Raw genomic sequence first — 17503 nt, forward strand, 5'->3', positions numbered from 1 at the left:
TGAAGTGACATGAGCGGCAGGGTGCCCCCGGGTGCCCTGCCGCTTTGCTTTTCAGGTCAGCCGGTGACGCGGAAGGCGGGCGGGTCGATGCGCGTCGAGCGGCACTGGGGGCAGGCCCCCGGCCGGGTGAAGCGCTTGCGGTCCTTGAAGGCGAAGCCGCACTGGATGCAGCTGGCGGGCACCACCTCCAGCCGCAGCCCCTGCGCCTTGAGGGACTTCTCCAGATGGACCAGGTGGTCGGCGACGTCCTTCTCGGAGATGCCGACCAGGCTGGAGAGGTCCTTCGCGGTGAGGCCGTGCTCGGGCGCCGAGGACAGCGCCGCCTCCAGCGCGCTGCGCACCGTGCTGCCGCGCGCGGGAGGGACGGGGGCGCTCACGCGCCAATCCCCTCCGGGTCCGTCATCAACTCGCCACCCAGGTGCATGCCCGTCTGGCACCGGTAGTCCGTCACCAGCGAGGCCAGAATCGTGGACAGGCCCACGATGACGTGGAGGGCCGCGGCCACGGGGCTGCGCCGCGCGTAGCCCAGCACGAAGGGCGCGAGGATGGCGGCCGCGCCGTAGGCGTAGTCCGCGATTTCGTGCGCTTCGATGGGGATGAGTTTGGTGAGACTCATGCGGTAGTCGGTGAGCAGCGACACGCCGATGACGGAGGAGCCCAGCGCCAGCCCCGCCGCCTTCGCCACCGGGTCATCCGACAGCAGGCCCGCGAGCGCCATGGCGGTGCCGCCCTTGTAGTCCATGAGCGAGTGCACGTCCTGCGGTATCCACCGGCGCAGGGGCAGCCGGTCGAACAGCGGGCGCGAGAGGATTCCCGCCGCGGCGCTCTTGTCCAACGCGCGGTGCACCACGCGGCGCAGGCCGGTGTCCGGCCCCAGGGCCGGCGGGGTGAGGGAGGTGGGGAGGTGGGGAATCTGTGGCTCGGCCATGGCGGCGCTCCTTCCGGACATCCGTTCGTGAAGCTGCCGCCAAGGTAGGCACGCGGCCCCCGACGCAGGGCGCCAGAACCCTCGCCTGCCCGGACTCCGGGGGCGGGAAACCCTCCACCCCCAGCCTTCCCGCCCGGTCAGCGAGCAGGGGGGCTTCCACTCGGCCGCCCGCCCCGGGCAGACTAGGGGCCGCAGTAGGGGCCTTCGGTTTCTCAGAGGGCGAAACGCCGCGGCGCGAGCCGCCTGAAACGAGAGAACGCGATTCATGGCAACTGGTACCGTCAAGTGGTTCAACGATGCGAAGGGCTTTGGTTTCATCGTGCAGGACGGCGGCGGTGAGGACGTGTTCGTCCACCACTCCGCCATCAACATGGACGGCTTCCGCACCCTGGCCGAAGGCCAGAAGGTGGAGTTCGAGGTCGGCCGCGGCCCCAAGGGCCTGCAGGCGCAGAACGTTCGCGCCGCCTGAGCTGAGCCGTCTGTAGACGTCACGGAAGCCCGGTCTCGTCGCACGCGAGGTCGGGCTTTCTCTTTGCGGGCGACGGGTGCCTCTTGAGAGGCTTACGGCCCATGCGCCTGCCCCGCCTTCCCCGAGTCATCGGCTTCGACGATGGGCCCTTCTCGCGCCGCCCCGGCGTCGCCGTGCCGCTGGCAGGCGTGGTGTGCGGCGGCACGCGCTTCGAGGGGCTCGTCTGGGGGCGCGTGCGGCGCGACGGCTGGAATGCCACGCGCGAGGTGTGCCGGCTGCTGGAGGGCGGCAAGTTCCTGCCCCAGCTCCACCTGGTGCTGCTGGACGGCATCGCCTTCGGCGGCTTCAACGTGGTGGACCTGCCGGAATTGGCGGCGCGGCTGAAGAAGCCCTGCGTGGCGGTGATGCGGCGGCCGCCGGACCTGGACGCGGTGGAGCGCGCGCTGCGGCGCCTGCCCCGCGCGGACGAGCGCTGGGCGAAGCTGAAGCGCGCGGGCCCCATCCACCAATTGGGAGGCTTCACCTTCCAGGTCCAGGGCGCACAACCCGCCGAGGTGGCCGAGGCCCTCACCCGCGTGACGGACCGGGGCCGCGTGCCCGAGGCGCTGCGGCTGGCGCACCTCATCGGCTCGGCTGTCGTGACGGGTGAGAGCGGGCAGCGGGCGTAGGAGCCGGGCCTACCCCCCGCATCGGGTGCCACGCGAGGATTGCACCCGCGCGGGACGCGACTGCGCAATCCATTCCCACAATTCCAGCCGGGCCAGAGCGTCCGGGGGTGGCGTGCGTTTCAATGTCTATCTTTGTTAATCTTTGCCCTCGTGGGGAGGGCGCACGCATGTTCGAAGTCACCAATGACGCGAATCGCCGTACCGTCACCGTCCGCTTGAGCGGGTTCGTCCGGCCGAACGAGATGAAGGACTTCGCCGCGGCCTACAAGACCGCGACGGACACCTACGGAGGAGGCAGGCACCTGGTGCTGGCGGACATGCGCGGACTGCGAACGCTGGAGCCGGAGTCGGCGGCCCTCTTCGGCGAGGTGGTGGCGTATGGCCGGCAGAAGGGCTGCCTGATGTGCGCGCACGTGTCGGACTCCACCATCTCCCGTCTGCAGACGGCCCGGGTGGCGTCCGAGGCCGCGCCCGGCGACGACATCACCATCGACTGCGTGTCGCTGGACGAGGCGCACACGCAACTGGCGAAGGCGCGCGCGAAGCACTTCCTCGGCGCGGAGCCGGTGCCGATGGCGCGGGCGGCCGGACGCTGAGGGCGGCCGGGCCCCAAGGGCCCACTCCCGCCGGACCTGAGGCACGGCGCCAGCAGTGCGGGCGCCGCGCGTGGTGCTTCAGCCCCGGCGGCGCTTCGCGTCTTCCAGGTAGGCGCGCACGAGCGCCGAGAGGTTCAACCGCAGGGCCGTGTCCAGGTCGATGAACGCGGCCCACGTCACCTCGCGGCGGTCGATGGTGACTGTCGGCTCTGCGTCCACGTCCACCTCGACGAAGGTGACGTGGTCGTCCTTGTTCTCCTCCGAGCCCACCGTCTCGAAGACGGTGCGCAGGACGGAGGGCGCCATGGCCACGCCCACCTCCTCGCGCAACTCACGCGCGCCGCACTCGGGGGCGGACTCGCCCGGGTGGTAGCCGCCGCCCGGCATGCTGAGGCGGTGCTTGTAGGAGTTCTGCAGCAGCAGCACGCGCCCCGCGTGCCACACGCCCACGAAGACGCCGCGCGTCCGGGGGCGGCGCACGAACCAGTACACACACGCCAGCGCATACGCGCCCCGGTACGCCGTGCGGGCGAGCGGGTCCACCCACCGGTTCAGCCCCTCGCCACGGGGCACGTCGGTCTCATGCACGGGGCGCTGCTCGGGCGACTGGGCCATGTCTCGCATCATGGAGGACAGCCGGCCCCGTGTCCCGCGAGGTACGGGCACGGCGTGGGCAGGTGTTCGCTTCAGCCCGGCGCCTCAGGACCCACGCCAGTTGAGCCGGTAGGTGACGTGGTCGTCGTTGAAGTCGCGCACCCGCACCTCCGGCTGCCGGGCGCCCACCGCGCGCAGGCCGGCCAGCAGCGCGCCCCGGGTGAAGTAGCGGATGGTCCCCGCCTCGTTCATCCAGAGGTCCACCTCCGTGGGGGACACGTCCTCCAGCCGCACCTCGGTGTAGTTGTTCCCCGAGCGGAACATCTGCCGTGCCCGGCTCACGCCACGCCGAGGCCCCAGCAACTGGATGACGCCAAAGGCCGCGCGCCCCAGCACCGTCTCGCGGTAGCCGTCCACCATCCGCTCGCCGAGCAGGCCGTAGCCCACGTCGTCCGGCACGTCCGGGTGCAGCTCACGCGCGGCCACCCGCACCGCGGAGCACCAGGTGTCGAAGCCGTAGGCGGGCTGGAGCTTTCGCTCCAGGTCCACGCCCACCTCCTTCAAGCGCTCCCGGAGGGTGGGGGTGACGCGCCCCACCAGACCTCTCACGAAGAGGCCCTCCAAGGTGTGCTCGAAGACCAGCTTCTCCGGCATGCTCCAAGTCTACCCCGGTCCAGTTAGGATTGTGTGGGGAGGGGGAACGAATCCCATGGGACTGCAAAGACAACTGGCCATCATGGCCATGAACGCCACGCCGCTGCCGGGGAAGACGAACTTCCTGGAGGAGGTGGGCCTCGGCACGCCGGTGCCAGCCATTCCGGGCTCGATTGGCGCGGTGGCGCACGAGCCCTTCCTGGCGTTCGACACGAAGCGGCTGATGGATGTGCTGGTGGCCTTCACCATCGGCGACTTCCCGTCGGGCGTGGGGTGCTCGGAGTACTTCAACCCGAACAGCCCCTGGTACAACGTCTTCTACGGCGCCTACGGCGTGCGCTCGTACAAGCGCAACGGGAGCCCGTGGGGCTTCAAGCGCGACGGCCGCCCGGACGTGGACGAGATGCTGGAGGTGCCGCAGCTCGACTACAACTTCCTCACGGCGGGGGAACTGGGGTGTCCCGCCTCGAGGATGTGCTTCGAGGTGCTGGAGGTGGCGCCGGGCCGCGAGGGCCCGTGGCACACGGCGGACGTGGCCTGCCTCATCCCCAGCGGACTGCACCGGGTGGAGGACGCCGAGGCGCCGGACCTGACGTACTACGCAGTGTTCGGCGTGCCGGAGGAGGACTACCTCGCCGGAGGGCGCGAGAGCTACGAGCCGGTGCGCATGCGCGGGCGCATGTACTGGCGCCCCGTGGCCGAGCGCCTCACGCTCGTCTGGGGAGGGCTGTGCCCGGACACGCCCGACGGCCAGCGCCTCATGCACACCATCATCGACGCGATGACGCCGCTGTACGCGGTGAAGTGAGGCGCCTCCCATCGTGGGATTGGAGATGTCCATGAAGCATGTGGTTCCGCTCCTGCTTCTCACCGGAGGGTGTGCGGCCCTGCCTCCGCCCAACACCACTGCGCAGGACGCAACCATTACAAAGGGGCCATGGTCAGAGGTTCCCGCTGTCGAAATGACCGTGGGAGACAGCTCCATTCCCATCGCGCTGCTGCGTGACGTGGCGGACGCGCTTCTCAAGCGCCCTGGCGCCAGGGTGTGTGACCCACTGACGCAGCGGCCCATCGCAGGGCTTTCCACGGAGTATTGCTCGACTGTCTACGTCGCGGGAGACCACGGCTCACTGTCCTGGCGGGTGAGCGAACCCGTCAGCAGCGACCACAGTTCATGCACCCCGTTCTTCGAGGTGAAGGATGAGGACCATCCCACTTCGAAGGTATGGGTGGTGGGGTACGTCCACAACCATCCGTGTGGCGCGCCACCGTCATCGAACGACCTCGCGGCCTGGCCGACGGACGTTTTCAAACCCTATGTCGCCATGGCCTCGGTTCGACTGATACCTGGCAACCCGGCGCCAGCCCTTTACGGCAACACGGCCATTGAAATGGCCTCGGCCATCGTCGCGGAGCGGCAGGACGGCACCCGCCTCTTCCTGCGCTACTTTCCAACGGGCGAGGTGCAACAGTGGAGCAATGCCAGGGACAGGTGGGTCACTCTCGGGACCTGCGCCCCTCGCAGTAACAGCCGGAGTCGAACGCCGCGCTGCAGTACCGAACCTCTACCGTTGTTGAGGGAGTAGGCAACTGACATGCGGCGACAGAAAGCGCTGGCGCTCCTCATCACCGGAACGCTCACGGGATGCCACCTGCACTCCTCGAGCCGAAGGCAGATTGAGTGGCCCGACGAGACTTCGACGCAGCTCGTTGCCCCATCCATGGAGGCGGGGGCCGCGCTCGCGGCAGCAGCCGCCATCCGCGAGCTACTCAAGACCAACAAAGACCCACGCCTCTTCAGGGGCTGTTCCAGTCCCGAGCAGGGCTTGAATGCCGTCGTCTTCAAGCACCCGGCATCAGGCCTGTACTTCGTCGTCCTCGAGCAACGCTTCGACCGATGCGGCGGCTCGAGCGGACGGGTACTCGACTGGTGGTACGAGTACGCGGTCACGCCTCAAGGTGAAGTGGTCGCGGAGGCGCCAGCGGGAGAAGGAGAGGCTCCAGCGCCATCAAGCCCTCCGAGCCCAACACCTCCCGAGCAGGCACCATCTCAGCCCCCGGGAACCGAAAGCGAGACGCCGGCACCCGCACAGGAACCAGCGCCTCTTCCCGCCCCTGCGCCTCAGCCCCAGAGCTCCGAACCAGCCCCCTGAGCGGACCGTCACGCGGAGCACCGGGCCCGTGGCGGACGCCACGGGCCCGAGGCTTCGTCAGGCCGCCCTGCCCGGGCCCTGCTCCACCGCGGGCACGGAGGGCACGGCCGGCGTCTGCGTGACACGGCGGCGGAACCCAATCCGCTCCATGCCCGCGAACACCACCGGCACCACCAGCAGCGTCAGGAACGTGGACGTAATCACGCCGCCAATCACGGCAATCGCCATGGGCGCGCGGAACTCCGAGCCCACGCCCTTGCCCACCGCCGTGGGCACCATGCCAATCGCCATGGCCGCGCTCGTCATCAGGATGGGCCGCAGCCGGCGCGGGCCCGCCTTCAACAGCGCCTGGTCCACCGTGTCGCCCTCGCGCAGGTGCTGCAGCGCACCGTCGATGAGGAGGATGGCGTTCTTCGTCACCAGGCCCATCAACAGGATGATGCCAATCATCGCGCCCATCGACAGGTTGTAGCCCGTCACCACCAGCGCCAGCAGCGCACCCACCAGCGCCAGCGGCAGCGACACCATGATGGTGAACGGGTGCTTGAAGGACTCGAACTGGCTGGCCAGCACCATGTAGATGAAGACGAAGGCCAGGCCGAACGCCAGGCCGAACGCGTCGTTCTGCTCGTCCAGGTTCTTCATCTGCCCGTCGTAGCGGATGGCGTACCCCGGCGGCAGCGGCTGCGCCGCCACGCGCGCCTTCAGCGCCTTCGCGATGTCACCCAGCACCGCGCCCTTGCCCAGCTGCGCGTAGACGGCAATCTGCCGCTCGCGGTTGTCGTGCTCGATGACGCTCGGCCCGTCCCGCAGCGCCACGTCCGCCAGGTCCGACACCGGCCGCAGGCCCTGCGGCGTGTACACCTCCAGCTCGCGCACGCGCTCGGGCGTGGCGCGGTCCTTCTCCGCCAGGCGCACGCGGATGTCCGTCTCTGTCGTGCCCTCGCGCAGCTTCGCCACCACGTCACCGCTGATGGCCAGCCGCAGCTGCGTGGCCAGCCCCGCCGCATTCACGTCCGCGTCGCTCGCCCGCGCGCGGTCGATGCGCACCTGCATCTCCGGCTTCGGCGGGTTGGCCTCCACCCGCACGTCCGCCGTGCCGGGCAGCTCGCGGAGGATGCCGGCGATGCGCTCGGCCTCCTGGGTGACGCGCGGAATGTCCGGGCCCGTAATGCGCACCATGATGGGGTAGTAGTCGCCCAGGCCCTCCAGCATCGGCGGGTCGCTCAGGTTGACCCGCGTGGCCACCAGCGCCGGGGCCAGCCGCGCGCGGGCCTCCTCCTTGAGCGTCTGGATGCCCCGCTCACGCGCGTCCTTGCCCACCGTGAGCACCCGCAGGCGCGACTTGTTCACGTCGCCGTTGATGCCGACGATGGCGTAGATGTCCACCACCTCGGGGATGCCCTTGAGCAGCGCCTCCGCCTCCGCGGTGCGCGCCTGCGTCTCCATCAGGTTGGCCGAGTCCGACAGCGTCAGGTCCACGATGAACTGCGAGCGGTCCTCCGGGGACATGAATTCCGCGCCCAGCCGGCTCGCCGCGCCAAACGACAGCACCAGCGCCAGCAGCGTGAGCCCCGCCGTGGACCACTTGTGCGCGAGCACCCAGCGCAGGATGCCCTCGTAGACGCGCTCGGTGCCCTCCAGGAAGCGGCGCAGCGCCGCGGCCACCGCGTTGTCGCGGTGCACCTCGCCCGGCACGCGCGCCTTGGCCAGCCGCGCGGACAGCATCGGGTCCAGCGTGAAGGAGATGAACAGCGAGACGAGCACCGCCACGGAAATGGTGATTCCGAACTGCTTGAAGAACTGGCCGACGATGCCGGGCATGAAGGCCACCGGGACGAACACCGCCACCAGCGACATGGTGGTGGCGAGCACCGCCAGGCCCACGTCCCGCGTGCCCTTGGACGCGGCGCTCACCGGGTCCTCGCCCTGCTCCAGCCGGTGCGTAATCGCCTCGCGCACCACCACCGCGTCGTCGATGAGCAGACCGATGGCCAGCGACAGCGCCAGCAGCGTCATCTGGTTGAGCGTGTAGTTCAGCGCGTACATCACGAAGAACGTGCCGATGACGGAGGTGGGCAGCGCCAGCGAGGAGATGAAGGTGCCGCGCGCGTCCAGCAGGAACATCAGGATGATGAGCACCGCCATGGCGCCGCCGAAGACGAGGGCAATCCACACCTCGTGGGCGTTGGCGTTGATGAGCACCGACTGGTCGATGAGCAGCGTGGCCGCGAAGCCGTTGCCCACCGCCGGCGCCATGCCCGCCATCACCTTCTTCACCGCGGCGCTGACCGCCAGGGTGTTGGAGCCCGGCTGCTTCACGATTTCGAGGATGACCGCGTCCTGGCCATTGAGGCGCGCCAGCGTGCGCCGCTCCGCCACGCCGTCCGTCACGGTGGCGATTTCCTCCAGGCGCACCTGCGCGCCCGTCTTGCTGCGCGCCACCGGCAGCGCGCGAATCTCCTCCACGTCCTTGAACTGCCCCAGCGAGCGCACCGTCAGCTCATTGGCGCCAAGCTGGAGCCGGCCCGCCGGCAGGTCCAGGTTCTCCGCGCCCACGCGCTGGGCAATGGCCAGCGGGGACACGCCCGCCGCGCGCGCCTTGTCCAGGTCGATGTCGATTTGAATCTCGCGCGTGTCGCCGCCGGTGACGCGCACCTCCGCGGCGCCCTCCAACTGCGCGAGCGCGGGGGTGATGCGGTCGTCGATGAGCCGGCGCAACTCCTGCGAGGGCAGGTTGGCGGACACCGCGTAGGTGAGGATGGGCGTGGCGGACAGGTCCACGCGGCCGATGACGGGCGCGTCCGCGTCCTGGGGCAGCTTGTTGGCGATGCCCGCCACCTTGTCGCGCACGTCCTGCACCGCCCGGTCCAACGGCGCGGTCAGCTTGAACTGGACCACCACCGTGCCCAGGTTCTCCCGGCTGAAGGAGTGGATCTTGTCCACGCCGCTGATGCCGGCGACGGCATCTTCAATCGGCTTGATGACCTGCGTTTCGAGCTCACCCGGGCCCGCGCCCTTGTAGACGGTGTTGATGATGACCACCGGGAAGGACACGTCCGGGTACAGGTCCGTGCCCACGCGCCCCAGGCCCATCAGGCCCAGGACGATGAGACAGAGCGACAGCATGGCCGTGAAGACGGGCCGGCGGATGGAGACGTCGCTGAGAAGCATGGGGAGGCTCCAGGTGGGCCTTGCGAAAAGGGGCGGCTACTTCACGGAGACGCGGGTGCCCTGCGAGAGGCCCGGCGTCGGGTAGTCGATGACGGACTCCAGCGGCGACGAGGCCAGCACCACCACCTCGCGCTCACGCCGCTCCAGCACCTGCACGTCCACCCGGCGCACCTCGCCGCCCGTCACCACCCAGACGTGGTCGCCGTTGCTGGAGGACAGCGCGGTGCCCGGCACCACCTGGGCCGCCTGCGACTCGCCCATGGGCAGCACGGCGCGCGCCAGCGTGTGCGCCACGAAGCGGCCGTCCGCGTTGGGGACGGCCAGGTCCACCGGCACGCGGCGGGTGGCGCCGTCCGCGGACGGGAGGATGGTGCGCACCACGGCCTCTTCCGTGGACGCGCGCGCGCCGATGGACTCCACGCGCACCTTCACGCCGGGCTTGAGCCGCGAGCGCATGGACTCGGCCACCGTCGTCTTCAGCAGGAGCGTGTCCAGGTGCTCCAGCGTGAAGAGCGGCGTGCCCGGGGCCACCGTGGCGCCCGTCTGCTCCGGCGCGTCGATGATGGTGCCGGCGAAGGGCGCGCGCAGCTCGTGCCGGCGCCGCGCGGCGCGGGCCTGGGCGAGCTGCGCCTTGGCGGCCAGCACCTGCGCCTGGGCCTGGGCGGCGGTGGCGGTGGAGGAGCGGTTCTGCAAGTCACTCACCCCGCCCTCCTGCTGGAGCTTCACGTTGCGCGCGGCCACGTCCGCGGCCATGCCGGCGGCGGCCTCGGCGGCGGCCACCGCGGCCTCGGCGCCGGCCACCTGCGCGTCGGAGATTTCCGAGTCCAGCTGCGCGAGCACGTCGCCCTTCTTCACCACCTGGCCCTTCGTCACCTTCACGGCGGCGAGCCGGCCCCCCACTTCGAAGCCCACCTGCAGGCCCTGCGCGGGGAAGAGCGTGCCCGTCACCTGCTCGCTGGGCGCCGCCTGGACGGTGCGCGCGGCGACGACCTTCACGGCGGTCGTGGCCTCGGGCGTGGCGACGGGCACCGTCGGCGCCGACGAGGCATCCGCCTTCTGGCAGGCGGACAGCGACAGCGCGGCGACGGCGAGGCCGCAGGCGGCGAGCGCGCGGACAGCGGACGGCTTCCGGGTGGAGTTCACTTGGGTTTCCTCGGGGTGCGGCGGGTCTTCGCGCGGGCGCGGGGCCGGCGCGTGGAAGGGGATGAGAGATGGGGGGCGCGGGCGGACAGGGCCCGCACCGGCGCGGGCGTCTCCTGGCGGGGCATGGTGCCCTCCTGGAACAGCTTCTGCAGCGTGCGCGCCCAGGCCCTCAAGTCGGGCTTGTGCTGCATGCGCGCCATCTGCTTCGACAGCAGCAGGTACGCGCCGACGATGACGGAGCCGAACAGCTGCGGGTCCATCTCCCGGTCCACCGCGCCGGCCCTCTGCAGGCGCTCGACGTTCCGGGCGATGCGCTCCACCTGCGCGTCCGTCACACGCCACAGGAGCGACTCGAACTCCGTGCCCTGGCTGCCGCTGAGCAGCACCAGCGAGACGTCACGGTGGGCCCATACCCACTCCATGGCCTCGAGGTCGCTCGCGGACTCCAGGTCGATGAGCTGGCGGAAGCGCTCGCTGTGCTCCTGTCTGTCTTTCGGGCCGGGCACGCCGTGCTCCTGGAAGAAGCACTCCACGGCCTCCATGCGCCGCGCGTTCAGCGCGTCCAGCCCGGCCTGGAAGGCGCCCACCACCTCACCGAAGAGGGCCTCCTTCGACGGGAAGTGCAGGTAGAAGGCGCCCTTGGACAGCCCACACGCGGCGGTGATGTCCTCAATCCGCGCGCCCCGCAGTCCCTTGCGGGCGAACTCCGCCCGGGCGGCGGCCACCAGGGCGCTGCGAGCATGAGGGTCCGCGGGACGGGGCATGACGGGCGGTTACTAACCCGCCGGTCAGAAACAACGCAAATGTCGCTGACCACCGGGTCACAAACCCACACGGCGCGGCTTATCTGCCTGTGAAGTCGCAGGGGGTGGACTGGCGCGCACGGGCATGTGCGCTCCCGGGAGTCCTGGACCCACAGGCCCAGGGGCGCCCGGGCACCGCCCCCGCGCTCACGCCCCGTCGGGGCGGGTCTTCACGGGCGCGACGAGGGCGGTGCAGAGGGGACAGGCGCTGGGGCCGTGGGGGACGTCGCGGCGGTGGAGGTCCAGCACGGCGCGGGAGATTTCGGCCAGCTCGCGGCGCACCTCGCGGCGGGCGCCCTTCACCCGGGCGATGCGCATGTCGTCGTAGGTGGTCGTCTGGTGGCGCATCCAGGCGATGACGGCGGCCTCGGCGCGCCGTTCAATGGGAATCCGCTCGGTGCGGGCCACGGTGCCGCTACCCACGGGGGTGGCATGGGCGGCCACGAGGACGGCCAGCCGCTTCGCGTGGGGGAGCCAGGCCGGGGAGAACGCGAGGAAGCGCAGCACGGAGTTGGCGAAGTCCACCTCGTACTGCTCCTGCTCGCGGGCGCGGCGCTCGCGGCCGGCGGCCAGCTTCTTCTCGTAGGCGGGGGTGGCGCGCTCTGCGTCGAGCACGGCGCGGGCCCGGACGATGTGGGCCTCCGGCGCCCACACGCCGCGCGAGAAGAGCTTGCGGCCCACCTTCTCCACCACCGTCCAGGTGGGGCCGGCGGCCTTCACGCGGCGGGTGAGTCCGGCATCTCCGGGAGGGAGCAGGGCCCAGCCGTCGGGCACGGTGAGGACGCGGCCGTCCTGGGTGCGCACGCGGCGGGGGTCTGCGGTGGGGCCTACAGTCAGGGAGTCAGACATGCGAGTGTCGGGGGGGCGGCCTCATAACACGCGGGCGCCCAACCCTGGTAAATGGCCGCCTCGCGCCCGCGGCCCTGGCGCACGGAGGTCCTCTCACGCGTGGGAAGCGCCGGCATGTCCCTCCTCAGGCTCACCTTCCTCGGCACCTCCGCCGCGCAGCCCACCCTGCACCGCAACCTGTCCGGGCTCGCGGTGAAGGCGGACGCGGACCTGCTCCTCTTCGACTGCGGCGAGGGCAGCCAGCGGCAGATGGTGCGCTTCGGCACCGGCTTCACCGTGGACGCGGTGTTCTTCACGCACTTCCACGCGGACCACTACCTGGGAATCATCGGCTTCCTGCGCACGCTGGGGATGATGGGGCGCGCCGAGCCCATGCGCCTGTACGGGCCGCCCCCGGCGAAGCGGCTGCTCCACCAGGCCGTGCACCTGGGGCTGGAGTCGCTGGCCTTCCCCATCGAAATCCACGAGGTGAAGGACGGGGACGTCGTGCAGCGCGGCGGCTACGCCATCCACGCGGTGGGCGTGGACCACCGCATCAACGCGCTGGCGTACGCGCTGGTGGAGGATGACCGGCCGGGGCGCTTCAACGTGGAGAAGGCGCGCGCGCTGGGCGTGCCGGAGGGGCCCAGCTTCGGGAAGCTGCAGAAGGGCGAGCCGGTGACGCTGCCGGACGGGCGCGAGGTGAAGCCGGAGGACGTGCTGGGCGCGGCGCGCTCCGGGCGCCGGCTGGTCATCTCCGGGGACACGCGCCCCTGCGCCTCGGTGGTGAAGGCGGCGAAGGACGCGGACCTGCTCATCCACGAGTCCACCTTCTCCGACGACGAGCAGGAGCGGGCGCTGGAGACGCGCCACTCCACGGCGCGCGAGGCGGCGCGCGTGGCGAAGGAGGCAGGGGTGCGGCGGCTGGTGCTCACCCACCTGTCCAGCCGCCACGACACCGACCCCGGCAAGCTCCTCGCGCAGGCACGCGAGGAGTACAAGGGGCCGGTGGAGGTGGCCTTCGACGGGCTCACCGTCGAGCTGCCGCTGCGCGACTGAAGGCTACTGAATCTTCTCCGCCTGGGCCTTCAGCGAGGTGGCGGACTCGACGTCCGCGCGCTGGATGAGCTCCCACTCCAGCTCCTCGTCGCGGTTGAAGTTGCCGGTGTCCGTGCGCGGGGCCGCCTCGTTGACCTCGTTCTGGCGGCCGGTGGTGTTGTCGGCGCCGCGCGACTCGGTGGAGATGCGCTTCCAGTACTCCAGCGAGCACTGGCCGGGCCCCTTCTGGACGCCGCGCACGAGGTAGGCCACGTAGGTGGTGCCCAGCGAGGACGGGGCGCCTTCCATCTTGAACTCGGTCTGCGCCTCGAAGCCCTCCTTGCCGGCGCGGAAGGAGAAGCCCTTCTCCTTCAGCAGGGCGACGGCCTGGGGCCACACCTCGCCAATGGGCTTGCGGTAGACGTGCTCACGGGACTTCTCGTGGAGGAAGGCCTCCTTGCGGTGGCCGGCGCAGCCAGCGGTGGTGAGGGAGACGGCGGCCAGCAGGAGCAGCGCCGTGGCGCCGCGACGGGTCAACGACAGGTTCATTCTCAAGACTCCGCGGGAGTGTGAGGTGGGCAACCATCCCTCACCCTCCGCCCGGCGCCAAGTGCCCGGACAGACAGTTGCCCAGGGCAACTATCCATCTCCCACGCGCAGTGTGTGGCCCCGGCCTCGGGCCGGGTGCTCCCCCGGCAGGACGCGCGGGGCGGCGGGTGGCGCCATGCGTCGTGCCCCGGGTGGCCACACAACCTCCGCCATTCCCGTGCCACCCGTGGGAAGCCGTGCTCAAGATGGGGGCCAGCGATGATTCCCATCAGCGACGACAACCCGACCCTGCGCACCCCCGTGGTGACGTACCTGCTGCTCGGCGCCATCTTCTTCACCTGGGTGGTCATCCAAGGTGCGGGGCTGGACTTCATCAAGCTGGCGGACAGCGTGTGCACCCTGGGCATGGTGCCCGCGAAGCTGACGGGGATGCTGTCCTCCTCCGGCCCCATCCTGAAGCTGGGCGACGGCCTGTCGTGCGGCGCCAACAGCCCGACGCTGGACAGGCTCACCCCGCTCACCTCCATGTTCCTGCATGGCGGGTGGCTGCACCTCATCGGCAACTGCCTCTTCTTCTGGGTCTTCGGCAACAACGTCGAGGACAGCATGGGGCGCCTGCGCTTCCTCGCCTTCTACCTGCTGTGCGGGTTGGCAGCCGCGGCGACGCACGTGCTGGTGGACCCGTCCTCGACGACGCCGACGGTGGGGGCCTCCGGCGCCATCTCCGGCATCATGGGCGCATACCTCGTGCTCTACCCGCGCGTGCGGGTGAACATGCTCTTCGTCATCCTCATCTTCATCCAGATCATCCCGGTGCCCGCCTGGGCGGTGCTGCTGTGGTGGTTCGTGGTGCAGGTCATCAGCGGCCTGCCGCAGTTGATGACCATGGAAGAGATGGTGTCCGGCGGCGTGGCCTTCTGGGCGCACGTGGGCGGCTTCGTGGCCGGCGTGGTGCTCATCAAGCTGTTCCAGAACCCGCGCTACACCACGCAGCGGACCTCGTGGCGGCACCGGCTGCACCCGGACCACCCGTGAAGCCCTGAGGTAAAGACAGACGCACCGCGCAATGCCTTGCATGCCAGGGCACGCCGCGCGGCAAGTCGCTGGCCCGCCAACTCCGACTGCGCCAGAGTGCTCCCCGCCGCCCGCCCCAGCCACGGGGCGGGCCTCCTACAGCGGGTGCGAGACACGATGCTGCGACGAATCGGCGGACTCTTCGGTGCGGTGCTCCTTCTGACGGGCGTGGCCGGCTGCGCGCGGCGCGGCCCCGACGCGGGGAAGGACGCCTCCCAGGCTTCGGGCACCACGGTGTACGTGGCGGCCCGCGTGCGGACGCTGGACGCGGACCGGCCGGTGGTGACGGCGCTCGCGGTGCGCGAGGGCAAGGTGCTGGCCACGGGCACGAAGGACGAGGTGCTGGCCGCCGCGGGTGAGGGCGCGCGCGTGGTGGACCTGGGCGACGCCACGGTGGTGCCGGGCCTCACCGACTCGCACGGCCACCTGGCGGGGCTGGGCGGCGGGCTGGTGACGGTGGACCTGGAGGGCACGGCCACGAAGCCGGAGGCGCTGGCGCGCGTCACCGGAGCGCCCCAGACGGCGTACCAGGGCGAGTGGCTCATCGGCAACGGGTGGGACCAGAACGACTGGCCGGAGAAGGCCTTCCCCTCGCGCCAGGATTTGGACGCGAAGTACCCGACGACGCCCGTGGCGCTGAGCCGCGTGGACGGGCACGCGCTGTGGGTCAACAGCGAGGCCCTGCGGCGCGCGAAGATTGGCCGCGACACGAAGGACCCCTCCGGCGGCCGCATCATGCGGGGCCCGGACGGCGAGCCCACCGGCGTCCTCGTGGACAACGCCATGGACCTGGTGTTCGCGGTGCTGCCGCCGCCCTCGGAGGCGCAGCACGAGGCGCGGCTGCGGGCGGCGCTGGAGCGCTGCGCCCGGGCGGGCCTCACCGGCGTGCACGACGCGGGCATGGACCTGCGCACCTTCCGCCTCCTCCAGCGGTGGGACGCGGAAGGAAAGCTGCCCCTGCGCGTCTACGCCATGGCGGACGGACAGACGGCGGAGCGCGAGACGTACCTGAAGGACGGCCCCTACCAGGGGAAGATGCTCACCCTGCGCGCGGTGAAGCTCATGCTGGACGGCGCGCTGGGCAGCCGGGGCGCGGCGCTGCACCAGGACTACAGCGACGAGCCCGGCCACAAGGGCCTGCTGGTGCTGGCCCCGGAGGAGTACGAGCGGCGCGCGGCGGCCTTCATGGGCCGGGGCTTCCAGGTGTGCACGCACGCCATTGGAGACCGGGCCAACACGCTCGTCCTGGACGCACTCACCCGCGCGGCCGCGGCCACCGGCACGAAGGACGGCCGTCACCGCGTGGAGCACGCGCAGGTGATGCGCCTGGAGGACATCGACCGGCTGGGGAAGAACGGCTTCATCGCCAGCGTGCAGCCCACCCACGCCACCAGCGACATGCCGTGGGCGGAGGCGCGCGTGGGCCCGGAGCGCATCCGCGGCGCGTACGCGTGGCAGCGGCTGAAGGCGTCCGGCGCGGTGCTGGCGCTGGGCAGTGACTTCCCGGTGGAGCACCCGGACGTGCTCGCCGGGCTGTACGCGGCGCGCACCCGGCAGGACGTGCGGGGCCAGCCCGCGGCCGGGTGGTACGCCGACCAGCGGCTGAGCGGCCAGGAGGCGCTGGAGGGCTTCACCGTGGGCGCCGCCTACGCGTCCTTCGCGGAAGGCCAGCGCGGCCGCCTGAAGCCGGGCATGGACGCGGACTTCGTCGCGCTGTCCGTGGACCCGGTGGACGCTCCCCCCGCCGACCTGCCGGGCGCACGGGTGCGCCTCACGGTGGTGGCCGGCGCGGAGGTCTTCCGCGCCCCCGGCACCTGAACCACCCCTCAAGTCCGAGCCCGAGACGGGGAAGGATGTTTCACTCCCAGTCCTTTACCTGACATCCGACAGGGCTTTCATCAGCCCTGTCCATGTCTGTCTTTCCGGGAATACATCTCTAGAATTCCCAAACAGTCAGCAAAAAGGCAGCGACACTGTAGTGTTGCAGCCCGGTGGCCATGAACCCCGGAATACTCCGAGAGCAATGCGTGCCCTCGGAGTCTCTCCCAGAGAGCGGGCGCTGGATTGCGACGCGCTCGAGGGGTTCACGGCCAGCTATTTTCGCTGGCTTGCAGGGTGCTCTAGCATACAGATTCACCGCCTACTCCGGTCGGGCTACATCAGCCCCACCGGCTGGCGCGGGGGGCAGCGAGCCGTGACATCTTCACTGTCTGGGGTGCATTACAAAGGCTTCACCGTCCAGAACCTGCTCGCCTATGTGCATGAGCGGTTTGGGGAAGAGACGGCGCGCCAGGCCGTGGAGTCGCTGGCGCCGGAGCTGAGGAAGCACACCGACCCGCGCACGACGCTCGCGGTGGGCTGGGTGCCGGTGGAGACGTACTTCGGCATCGTCCAGCACGTGGTGGACCATCACTTCGAGGGCAAGGCCGCGGGCGCGCAGACGATTGGCTACGAAGTCACCCTTCGCGACATCCACTCCATCTTCAAGATGGTGCTGCGCTTCACGACGCCCAGCATGGTGCTCGGCATGGCGCGGCGCATGTGGCGCTCGTACTGCGACCAGGGCGAGCTGCTGCACTCGGATGAGAACGGCATGGGCGTGCTGACGCTGCGCCAGTTCTCGTACCAGACGCCGGTGTCCATCAACGAGCTGGCGGGGGGCTTCAAGGCGTACCTCGAGTGCTCGAGCGCGAAGAATCCCCGCGTGGAGGTCATCGCCCCCGGGGCCGACGGCGCCCTGCGCTGGCGCATCTCCTCCGGGTGACCCGGGGCCTTCCCGCGAAGGCGCTGTAGGCGCCGCCCGCACCCGGCGGAAGGTGACAGTCGGGTGGC

General features: G+C 70.6%; 18 protein-coding genes. 9 read left to right on the forward strand and 9 right to left on the reverse strand.

What is annotated here, in order from left to right; translation table 11 throughout:
- Nucleotides 1-56: 56 nt before the first annotated feature.
- The gene (locus OV427_RS16115) at nucleotides 57-377 is read right to left on the reverse strand and encodes a transcriptional regulator (RefSeq protein ID WP_267857003.1); all 321 of its coding nucleotides are present in this window, start codon (nucleotides 375-377) and stop codon (nucleotides 57-59) included.
- Nucleotides 374-928, reverse strand: a complete 555-nt coding sequence (locus OV427_RS16120) for an SPW repeat domain-containing protein (protein WP_324289962.1) — start codon at nucleotides 926-928, stop codon at nucleotides 374-376. The genes OV427_RS16115 and OV427_RS16120 overlap by 4 nt, the downstream gene beginning before the upstream one ends.
- Before the next feature lie 265 nt (nucleotides 929-1193).
- Between OV427_RS16120 and OV427_RS16125 the strand changes: the two genes are divergently transcribed.
- The 3 genes from OV427_RS16125 (at nucleotide 1194) to OV427_RS16135 (ending at nucleotide 2661) form a co-directional block, all read left to right on the forward strand.
- Nucleotides 1194-1397, forward strand: a complete 204-nt coding sequence (locus OV427_RS16125; protein WP_267857004.1) for a cold-shock protein — start codon at nucleotides 1194-1196, stop codon at nucleotides 1395-1397.
- Between the two features lie 101 nt (nucleotides 1398-1498).
- Nucleotides 1499-2065 carry a DUF99 family protein gene (locus OV427_RS16130; RefSeq protein ID WP_267857005.1) on the forward strand — a complete coding sequence of 189 codons (567 nt, stop codon included), beginning with the start codon at nucleotides 1499-1501 and terminating at the stop codon, nucleotides 2063-2065.
- 167 nt (nucleotides 2066-2232) lie between these two features.
- On the forward strand, nucleotides 2233-2661 hold the full coding sequence (locus OV427_RS16135; RefSeq protein WP_267857006.1) for a hypothetical protein: 429 nt from the start codon (nucleotides 2233-2235) through the stop codon (nucleotides 2659-2661).
- Nucleotides 2662-2739: 78 nt separating this feature from the next.
- On the opposite strand, the gene OV427_RS16140 is transcribed toward OV427_RS16135, so the two are convergent.
- Nucleotides 2740-3276, reverse strand: coding sequence for an NUDIX hydrolase (locus OV427_RS16140; protein ID WP_267857007.1), 537 nt, complete (start codon nucleotides 3274-3276; stop codon nucleotides 2740-2742).
- Nucleotides 3277-3360: 84 nt separating this feature from the next.
- Nucleotides 3361-3909 (reverse strand): DUF2378 family protein, encoded by a 549-nt coding sequence (locus OV427_RS16145; RefSeq protein WP_267857008.1) that lies wholly within the window; start codon nucleotides 3907-3909, stop codon nucleotides 3361-3363.
- 55 nt (nucleotides 3910-3964) lie between these two features.
- On the opposite strand from OV427_RS16145, the gene OV427_RS16150 reads away from it, so the two are divergent.
- Together OV427_RS16150 and OV427_RS16155 are read left to right on the forward strand one after the other, a co-directional pair.
- On the forward strand, nucleotides 3965-4717 hold the full coding sequence (locus tag OV427_RS16150) for a hypothetical protein (protein ID WP_267857009.1): 753 nt from the start codon (nucleotides 3965-3967) through the stop codon (nucleotides 4715-4717).
- 31 nt (nucleotides 4718-4748) lie between these two features.
- Nucleotides 4749-5495 carry a hypothetical protein gene (locus OV427_RS16155; RefSeq protein ID WP_267857010.1) on the forward strand — a complete coding sequence of 249 codons (747 nt, stop codon included), beginning with the start codon at nucleotides 4749-4751 and terminating at the stop codon, nucleotides 5493-5495.
- A gap of 624 nt (nucleotides 5496-6119) precedes the next feature.
- On the opposite strand, the gene OV427_RS16160 is transcribed toward OV427_RS16155, so the two are convergent.
- The 4 genes from OV427_RS16160 to OV427_RS16175 all read right to left on the reverse strand — a co-directional run bounded on the left by OV427_RS16160 (nucleotide 6120) and on the right by OV427_RS16175 (nucleotide 12031).
- Nucleotides 6120-9236, reverse strand: a complete 3117-nt coding sequence (locus OV427_RS16160) for an efflux RND transporter permease subunit (protein WP_267857011.1) — start codon at nucleotides 9234-9236, stop codon at nucleotides 6120-6122.
- A 36-nt stretch (nucleotides 9237-9272) separates the two neighbouring features.
- Nucleotides 9273-10379, reverse strand: a complete 1107-nt coding sequence (locus OV427_RS16165; RefSeq protein ID WP_267857012.1) for an efflux RND transporter periplasmic adaptor subunit — start codon at nucleotides 10377-10379, stop codon at nucleotides 9273-9275.
- Entirely contained in the window at nucleotides 10376-11143 is a 768-nt protein-coding gene (locus tag OV427_RS16170) for a TetR/AcrR family transcriptional regulator (protein ID WP_267857013.1), read from the reverse strand. The genes OV427_RS16165 and OV427_RS16170 overlap by 4 nt, the downstream gene beginning before the upstream one ends.
- A gap of 186 nt (nucleotides 11144-11329) precedes the next feature.
- Nucleotides 11330-12031, reverse strand: coding sequence for a DUF2293 domain-containing protein (locus OV427_RS16175; RefSeq protein WP_267857014.1), 702 nt, complete (start codon nucleotides 12029-12031; stop codon nucleotides 11330-11332).
- A 114-nt stretch (nucleotides 12032-12145) separates the two neighbouring features.
- Here OV427_RS16175 and rnz point away from each other — a divergent pair, with 114 nt between their 5' ends.
- On the forward strand, nucleotides 12146-13069 hold the full coding sequence (gene rnz, locus OV427_RS16180; RefSeq protein ID WP_267857015.1) for a ribonuclease Z: 924 nt from the start codon (nucleotides 12146-12148) through the stop codon (nucleotides 13067-13069).
- Between the two features lie 3 nt (nucleotides 13070-13072).
- Here the strand turns inward: rnz and OV427_RS16185 are convergent, their stop codons facing one another.
- Entirely contained in the window at nucleotides 13073-13597 is a 525-nt protein-coding gene (locus tag OV427_RS16185) for a hypothetical protein (protein WP_267857016.1), read from the reverse strand.
- Between the two features lie 258 nt (nucleotides 13598-13855).
- Here OV427_RS16185 and OV427_RS16190 point away from each other — a divergent pair, with 258 nt between their 5' ends.
- From OV427_RS16190 to OV427_RS16200, 3 genes are all read left to right on the forward strand, one after another.
- Nucleotides 13856-14632, forward strand: a complete 777-nt coding sequence (locus OV427_RS16190; protein ID WP_267857017.1) for a rhomboid family intramembrane serine protease — start codon at nucleotides 13856-13858, stop codon at nucleotides 14630-14632.
- A gap of 156 nt (nucleotides 14633-14788) precedes the next feature.
- Nucleotides 14789-16489, forward strand: coding sequence for an amidohydrolase (locus OV427_RS16195; RefSeq protein ID WP_267857018.1), 1701 nt, complete (start codon nucleotides 14789-14791; stop codon nucleotides 16487-16489).
- A gap of 376 nt (nucleotides 16490-16865) precedes the next feature.
- On the forward strand, nucleotides 16866-17435 hold the full coding sequence (locus OV427_RS16200; protein ID WP_267857019.1) for a hypothetical protein: 570 nt from the start codon (nucleotides 16866-16868) through the stop codon (nucleotides 17433-17435).
- Nucleotides 17436-17503: the final 68 nt, after the last annotated feature.

Source organism: Pyxidicoccus sp. MSG2 (assembly GCF_026626705.1).
Taxonomy (GTDB): domain Bacteria; phylum Myxococcota; class Myxococcia; order Myxococcales; family Myxococcaceae; genus Myxococcus.

What these genes read in the sequence shown, in the direction of transcription:
- OV427_RS16160 (WP_267857011.1), bottom strand. Translation starts at nt 9,236, where the DNA reads ATGCTTCTCAGCGACGTCTCCATCCGCCGGCCCGTCTTCACGGCCATG.
- OV427_RS16130 (WP_267857005.1), top strand. Translation starts at nt 1,499, where the DNA reads ATGCGCCTGCCCCGCCTTCCCCGAGTCATCGGCTTCGACGATGGGCCC.
- OV427_RS16140 (WP_267857007.1), bottom strand. Translation starts at nt 3,276, where the DNA reads ATGGCCCAGTCGCCCGAGCAGCGCCCCGTGCATGAGACCGACGTGCCC.
- OV427_RS16170 (WP_267857013.1), bottom strand. Translation starts at nt 11,143, where the DNA reads ATGCCCCGTCCCGCGGACCCTCATGCTCGCAGCGCCCTGGTGGCCGCC.
- OV427_RS16185 (WP_267857016.1), bottom strand. Translation starts at nt 13,597, where the DNA reads ATGAACCTGTCGTTGACCCGTCGCGGCGCCACGGCGCTGCTCCTGCTG.
- rnz (WP_267857015.1), top strand. Translation starts at nt 12,146, where the DNA reads ATGTCCCTCCTCAGGCTCACCTTCCTCGGCACCTCCGCCGCGCAGCCC.
- OV427_RS16145 (WP_267857008.1), bottom strand. Translation starts at nt 3,909, where the DNA reads ATGCCGGAGAAGCTGGTCTTCGAGCACACCTTGGAGGGCCTCTTCGTG.
- OV427_RS16195 (WP_267857018.1), top strand. Translation starts at nt 14,789, where the DNA reads ATGCTGCGACGAATCGGCGGACTCTTCGGTGCGGTGCTCCTTCTGACG.
- OV427_RS16120 (WP_324289962.1), bottom strand. Translation starts at nt 928, where the DNA reads ATGGCCGAGCCACAGATTCCCCACCTCCCCACCTCCCTCACCCCGCCG.
- OV427_RS16150 (WP_267857009.1), top strand. Translation starts at nt 3,965, where the DNA reads ATGGGACTGCAAAGACAACTGGCCATCATGGCCATGAACGCCACGCCG.
- OV427_RS16190 (WP_267857017.1), top strand. Translation starts at nt 13,856, where the DNA reads ATGATTCCCATCAGCGACGACAACCCGACCCTGCGCACCCCCGTGGTG.
- OV427_RS16155 (WP_267857010.1), top strand. Translation starts at nt 4,749, where the DNA reads ATGAAGCATGTGGTTCCGCTCCTGCTTCTCACCGGAGGGTGTGCGGCC.
- OV427_RS16125 (WP_267857004.1), top strand. Translation starts at nt 1,194, where the DNA reads ATGGCAACTGGTACCGTCAAGTGGTTCAACGATGCGAAGGGCTTTGGT.
- OV427_RS16175 (WP_267857014.1), bottom strand. Translation starts at nt 12,031, where the DNA reads ATGTCTGACTCCCTGACTGTAGGCCCCACCGCAGACCCCCGCCGCGTG.
- OV427_RS16135 (WP_267857006.1), top strand. Translation starts at nt 2,233, where the DNA reads ATGTTCGAAGTCACCAATGACGCGAATCGCCGTACCGTCACCGTCCGC.